The sequence below is a fragment of the Mycobacterium sp. genome (genome assembly GCF_049802695.1).
In the GTDB taxonomy this organism is placed as follows: domain Bacteria; phylum Actinomycetota; class Actinomycetes; order Mycobacteriales; family Mycobacteriaceae; genus Mycobacterium.
Genome location: NZ_JBARMY010000110.1, coordinates 1 through 6,622, shown reverse-complemented (window position 1 = coordinate 6,622; position 6,622 = coordinate 1). Strand labels below are relative to the sequence as shown.

Below are 6,622 nucleotides of genomic sequence, written 5' to 3'. Positions count from 1 at the left end.
GTGTGATGGGGCTGTTCGACGGGCGCATCGGTGCGGCGGCGCCGATACCGGCGCCGGGCTCGACCGCGCATGTCGCCGGCCTGCTCGGTGCCCCGGTCATCCTGGTGGTCGATGCGCGCGGCCAAAGTCACAGCATCGCCGCACTGCTGCACGGCTTTTCGACCTTCGACACCCGCACCCGCATCGTCGGGGTCATCCTGAACCGGGTCGGCTCGCCCAGGCACGAGCAGGTGCTGCGTCAGGCCTGCGAGCACACCGGCCTCCCGGTGCTGGGCGCCATCCCACGCGCCGACGAAATCACCGTGCCGACAAGGTACTTGGGTCTGGTTACAGCCGTCGAACACGGCCGGCACGCGCAGGCGGCGATTGCGGCGATGACGGCGCTGGTCGCGCGGCATGTCGACGTCGCGGCCATCCGGGCGGTCGCGGGTGCGCGGGTCAGCTCTTGGCCCTGGTCGCCGTCAGCTGCCGTGGAAGACGACGCAGGACACCACTCGGTCACTGTGGCGCTGGCCGCCGGCAAGGCGTTCAGTTTCGGTTACGCCGAGCACGCCGAGCTGCTCGGCGCCGCCGGTGCTGAGGTGGTCGAGTTCGACCCGCGTACCGACCCGCTGCCCGACGGTAGTTGCGCGGTGGTCCTGCCCGGCGGGTTCCCCGAGCAGTTCACCGCCGAGCTCTCCGCCAACGACGTTGCCCGGCAACAGATCAACACGCTTGCCGCGGCGGGGGCGCCGGTGCACGCGGAATGCGCCGGGCTGACCTATCTGTCGTCCGAACTCGACGGCTACCCGATGTGTGGCGTGCTGGCCGGCTCGGCGCGCTTCACCGACCACTTGACGCTCGGCTACCGCGACGCCGTCGCAGCGGCCGATTCGGCGCTCTACCAAGCGGGCCAGCGTCGGGTCGGGCATGAATTCCACCGGACCGCCGTCACCTTCACCGACCAGTACCCGCCTGCATGGGTGTATTCCGGTTCCGACCTGGCTCCGGTGCGCGAGGGCGCGGTGCACAGTGGGGTGCATGCGTCCTACCTTCACACCCATCCGGCCGCGGCCCCGCACGCGGTGACGCGATTCGTCGCCCGCGCCGCTGCCCGCAGTGGAACACGATGACTGAGAACGCCTACCTTGCCGGTCTGCGGCTCGGCGGCAAGAAGGTGGTGGTGGTCGGCGGCGGTACCGTCGCGCAGCGGCGCCTTCCACTGCTCATCGCCAGCGGCGCCGACGTGCATGTCATCACCCGGGCCGCCACCCCCGCGGTCGAGGCGATGAGCGGGATCACCATGTCGGTGCGCGATTACCGCGACGGTGACCTCGACGGCGCCTGGTACGCGATCGCGGCCACTGACGACGCGCAGGTGAACGCCGCCGTGGTCGCCGAAGCCGACCGGCGCCGTGTCTTCTGTGTGCGCGCCGACATTGCGGTCGAGGGCACGGCGGTCACCCCGGCGTCCTTCGAATACGCCGGACTCTCGGTGGGAGTACTGGCCGGCGGGGAGCACCGCCGGTCGGCGGCGATCCGCTCGGCCATCCGGGAAGCCTTGCAGAGCGGCGTCGTCGCCGTCGAAAGCGCCGACGTCGTGCATGGTGGGGTGGCGCTGGTCGGCGGCGGCCCGGGGGATCCGGAACTGATCACCGTTCGGGGCCGCCGCTTGCTCGCGCAAGCCGACGTCGTCGTCGCCGACCGGCTGGCGCCGCCGGAACTGCTCGCCGAGCTGTCCCCGCATGTGGAGGTGATCGACGCCGCCAAGATTCCCTACGGGCGCGCGATGGCCCAGGACGCCATCAACGGCCTGCTGATCGAACACGCTAAGGCCGGCAAGTTCGTGGTGCGCCTCAAAGGCGGCGATCCGTTCGTTTTCGCCCGCGGCTACGAAGAAGTGCTTGCCTGCGCCGATGCCGGGATTCCGGTGACGGTGGTCCCAGGTGTGACGAGTGCCATAGCGGTGCCCGCCCTGGCCGGCGTTCCGGTCACTCATCGGGCCGTCAACCACGAATTTGTGGTGGTCAGCGGCCACGTCGCGCCCGATCACCCCGAATCGTTAGTGAATTGGAACGCTTTAGCGGCTTTGACGGGCACCATCGTTTTGCTGATGGCGGTGGAACGTATCCAGCTGTTCACTGAAGCCTTGCTGAAGGGCGGCCGACCTGCAGATACGCCGGTGCTGGTGGTGGAGAACGGGACGACGGCCGCTCAGCGGACGTTGCGGACGACCCTGGCCGAGGTGCCGGAGCGCATCCGCGGGGAAGTCATCCGACCGCCGGCGATCGTCGTGATCGGGGCGGTTGCATCCTTCGGCAATTAAACGAATCTTAAGAGTACTGTAGGGTAGCTCCTTATGACGGCTCTCAATGATGCAGAGCGGGTAGTCCACGGCTGGACCACGCCCCGCCCGGAACGAGGAGTCCCACTGCCCGTCCCAGAGGCCACCCAAACTCGGGTCAACCGGTATTTGCCCAGTTGGCTGCCGTCTCGCCGGTTCATCGCGGCGGTCGTCGCGATCGGCGGCATGCAGTTGATGGCGACGATGGACGGCACCATCGCGATCGTCGCGTTGCCTAAGATCCAGAACGAGCTGGGCCTCTCTGACGCCGGGCGCAGCTGGGTGATCACCGCCTACGTGCTGACGTTCGGCGGACTGATGCTGCTCGGGGGTCGCCTCGGTGACACCATCGGGCGCAAGCGCACCTTCATCGTCGGCGTCGCGCTGTTCACGATCGCCTCTGCCTTGTGTGGCATAGCGTGGGACGACGCGACTCTGGTGACCGCCCGGCTGCTGCAGGGTATCGGCGCCGCGATCGCCACGCCGACCGGCCTGGCGCTGATCGCCACCACCTTCCCTAAGGGGCCCTCGCGCAACATTGCGACGGCAGTGCTGGGCGCGATGGGCGGCATCGGCTCGGTGCTGGGCCTGGTGGTAGGCGGAGCGCTCACCGAAGTGTCCTGGCGGCTGGCGTTTGTGGTGAATGTGCCGATCGGGCTGGCGATGATCTATCTGGCCCGCACCGCGCTGCGGGAAACTCACCGGGAGCGGATGAAGCTCGACGCCGCCGGGGCAGTGCTGGCGACGGTGGCCTGCACCGCTGCGGTGTTCGCGTTCTCGATGGGCCCGGAAAAGGGCTGGATCTCCGTGACCACCGTCGGCTCGGCGGTGATCGGCTTGGCGGCCTTCATCGCGTTCGCGCTCGTCGAGCGCACCGCCGAAAACCCCGTCGTGCCGTTCGATCTGTTTTTCGACCGCAACCGACTGGCCACCTTCGTGGCCATCTTTCTCGGCGGTGGCGTGCTGTTCACCGTGACCGTGCTGATCGGCCTGTACGTCCAGGAGCTGATGGGCTACAGCGCGCTGCGCGCCGGGGTCGGATTCATCCCGTTCACCATCGCGTTCGGCATCGGGTTGGGGGTCTCCTCGCAGCTGGTGACCCGGTTCTCACCACGGGTGGTGGTGATCAGCGGCGGAATCCTGGTGTTCGGTGCGATGCTCTTCGGTTCGACGCTCGACCGGAACATGCCGTACTTCCCGACTCTGGTAGTGCTGATCACGCTTGGCGGAATGGGTATCGGCATGACCATCGTTCCGCTCGCCCTGGCGGCGATTACGGACGTCGGCTTGGACCGGATCGGCCCCACGTCGGCGATTGTGATGATGCTGCAGAACTTGGGTGGGCCGGTGGTGCTGGCCGTCATCCAGGCCGTCATCACCTCGCGCACCCTGTACCTGGGCGGCACCAACGGCCCGGTGAAGTACATGAACCCGGCGCAATTGCACGCGCTCGACCACGGCTACAGCTACGGCCTGCTGTGGGTGGCCGGGGTGGCGATCCTGACCGGCGGCGTGGCGTTACTGATCGGGTACTCCGCGCAGGAGGTCGCCCACGCGCAAGAAGTCAAAGAGGCGATAGACGCCGGCGAACTCTAGGCCGCTTCAGCTTCGCGAGGCAGCACCCACGGTCGCGATTCGACCGGGAACCACAGCCCTGGCTGCTGTCTCGCGGCGTTGACTAGGCTGATGGCGGCGACCCGCTTCGCCCGGCTTTCAGCCGCGCTCGCGATCGCCGCTAGGCTGGCCCGCTGTGATCACCCGGATGTCCGAGCTTTTTCTGCGGACGCTGCGCGACGACCCGGCGGATGCCGAAGTCCCCAGCCACAAGCTGCTGATCCGGGCCGGCTACGTCCGCCCGATCGGGCCCGGCCTGTACACCTGGCTGCCGCTCGGGTTGCGGGTGCTGCGCAAGATCGAGGGCATCGTCCGGGACGAGATGGACGCCATCGGCGGCCAGGAAATCCTTTTCCCGGCGCTGCTTCCGCGGGCGCCTTACGAGACCACCAACCGCTGGACGGAGTACGGCGACGGGGTGTTCCGGCTCAAGGACCGCCGCGGCAACGACTACCTGCTCGGGCCCACCCACGAAGAGTTGTTCACCCTGACCGTCAAGGGCGAGTACAGCTCCTACAAAGACTTCCCGCTGGTGCTCTACCAAATCCAGTCGAAATACCGCGACGAGGCCAGGCCGCGGGCCGGCATCCTGCGCGGTCGGGAGTTCGTGATGAAGGACTCCTACTCCTTCGACATCGACGACGCCGGTCTGAAGTCCGCGTACCACGCACACCGCGACGCCTACCAGCGGATGTTCAACCGGCTCGAGGTGCGCTACGTGGTCGTGTCGGCGGTTTCCGGCGCGATGGGCGGCAGCGCCTCCGAAGAATTCCTCGCCGAAAGCCCGATCGGTGAAGACACCTTCGTGCGGTGCGTGGAATCCGGTTACGCCGCGAACGTCGAGGCCGTGGTCACCGCGCGCCCAGAGGCCGTTCCGGTCGACGGGCTGCCCGCGCCGGTGCTTTACGACACCGGCGACACACCGACGATCGCCACCCTGGTGAATTGGGCCAACAGCGCTGATCTGGGTCGCGTCGTCAGCCCCGCCGACACGTTGAAGAACGTCCTGCTCAAGGTGCGCCAGCCGGGTGGGGACTGGGAACTGCTGGGCATCGGCGTGCCGGGTGACCGCGACATCGACGACCGCCGCCTCGGTGCGGCGCTGGACCCGGCTGACTATGCGCTGCTCGACGATGCTGACTTCGCGCGGTATCCGTTTCTGGTGAAGGGCTACATCGGACCGAAGGCGGTGCTCGACAACAAGGTGCGCTATCTGGTGGACCCGCGCGTCGTCGACGGCACCAGCTGGATCACCGGTGCCGACCAGCCGGGCAAGCATGTCGTCGGCCTCGTCGCCGGACGCGACTTCACCGCCGACGGCACCATCGAGGCCGCCGAGGTCCGCGACGGCGACCCCTCACCCGACGGCGCCGGCCCGCTGGTCTCCGCGCGCGGAATCGAGATCGGCCACATTTTCCAGTTGGGCCGCAAGTACACCGACGCCTTCACCGCCGACGTGCTCGGCGAAGACGGCAAGCCGGTTCGGCTGACCATGGGCTCCTACGGCGTGGGGGTGTCGCGGCTCGTCGCCGTCATCGCCGAACAGCACCATGACGAGTTGGGGCTGCGCTGGCCGGCGTCGGTGGCGCCATTCGGTGTGCACCTGGTAATCGCCAACAAAGACGTCGACGCCCGCGCCGGAGCCGGCGCCCTGGCCGCGGACCTGGACCGGTTGGGTATCGAGGTGTTGCTCGACGACCGTCAGGCGTCGCCGGGAGTGAAGTTCAAGGACGCCGAACTGCTCGGTGTCCCGTGGATAGTGGTAATCGGACGCGGTTGGGCGAACGGCGTGGTCGAGCTGCGCAACCGATTTAGCGGCCAGACCCGCGAGCTGCCTGTCCACAGCGCCGTCACCGACATCGCCGCCGCGCTGTCGGGCTGAATCAAACCGCCCGGCTCCTCAGCACGCCGCGCGGCGGCGCGCATCATCGGCGGGCTAGTGTTCGCTGCCGCCGGGAAACGCTGTGGTGAGCGGGAATACGCCCAGCACCTGGTTCCACCGCGCGGCCAGGACGGCGCTTTGCGTCAGCGCGTTGGTCCCGAAGCCGCGGTCGTCGGAGGTTTTGGCCTGTTCGACGACTGCACGCCACGCCACCGCGGTGTCGCCTTCCATCCGGACGGCGAGCCGCGCCGCGTCGGTCGCATTGGTCAACGGCATGGGCAGTTGATAGCCCGCGGCCGCGACGGGCGCCGTCACCGACCGGGCCGCCAGCATCGCGATGACGTCGTCGCGACGCTGCCGGTGCTCGTTGAGGGCGGCCGACACCAACGGGTTGAGCTCGGCGTCGGAGTGTGCGGACACCATCCCGTAGCCGTAGATGACGGAATGCTCGGTGGCCAGCGCGTCGCACAGCGCGGCGGCGGGCTGGTCGCTCGGACGGGCGGACGTCGTGCTGCCACTGGGTTCGGTGGAGGTCATGGTGCCGCTTGTCCCGGCGCCAATGCCACCGTGACGGCAGCTGTGCAGGAAGCCGAGATGGACGCCAGCAACCCGGCCCGGTAGTCCGACGTCGTCAGGGCCACCTGGCGGGCGCTTTCCGCGGAATCCCGCAATGCGTTGACGACGTCGGTGACTGATGGCGGCGGCGCAGCCACCGCGCTGGTGGTGGGGCTGGTGGTGTCCGAGGACTTTGAAGAGGTGGTCGTCGAGCCGCCGGCGACCCGGGCGATCTCGGTGTCCAGGGC

The 6,622-nt window shown here is 68.4% G+C and carries 5 protein-coding genes and 1 pseudogene; 4 read left to right on the top strand and 2 right to left on the bottom strand.

Translation table 11 applies throughout. The annotated features are described in order from the left end of the window. The 4 genes from WA317_RS04250 to WA317_RS04235 all read left to right on the top strand — a co-directional run. Positions 1–1,112 (top strand): cobyrinate a,c-diamide synthase (locus WA317_RS04250; protein ID WP_425171856.1); only part of this gene is annotated, 1,112 nt, incomplete at its 5' end. Then, complete coding sequence (cobA, locus tag WA317_RS04245; RefSeq protein ID WP_425171855.1) at positions 1,109–2,305, top strand: uroporphyrinogen-III C-methyltransferase; 1,197 nt, start codon at positions 1,109–1,111, stop codon at positions 2,303–2,305. The genes WA317_RS04250 and cobA, both read left to right, overlap by 4 nt. Before the next feature lie 33 nt (positions 2,306–2,338). Next, entirely contained in the window at positions 2,339–3,919 is a 1,581-nt protein-coding gene (locus WA317_RS04240) for an MFS transporter (protein WP_425171854.1), read from the top strand. Between the two features lie 154 nt (positions 3,920–4,073). After that, entirely contained in the window at positions 4,074–5,819 is a 1,746-nt protein-coding gene (locus WA317_RS04235; RefSeq protein ID WP_425171853.1) for a proline--tRNA ligase, read from the top strand. Positions 5,820–5,873: 54 nt separating this feature from the next. On the opposite strand, the gene WA317_RS04230 is transcribed toward WA317_RS04235, so the two are convergent. Both WA317_RS04230 and WA317_RS04225 read right to left on the bottom strand, forming a co-directional pair. Beyond that, positions 5,874–6,356 (bottom strand): ferritin-like domain-containing protein, encoded by a 483-nt coding sequence (locus WA317_RS04230; RefSeq protein WP_425171852.1) that lies wholly within the window; start codon positions 6,354–6,356, stop codon positions 5,874–5,876. Then, a pseudogene (locus tag WA317_RS04225) lies at positions 6,353–6,622 on the bottom strand (hypothetical protein); the annotation flags it as partial. The pseudogene WA317_RS04225 and the gene WA317_RS04230, both read right to left, overlap by 4 nt.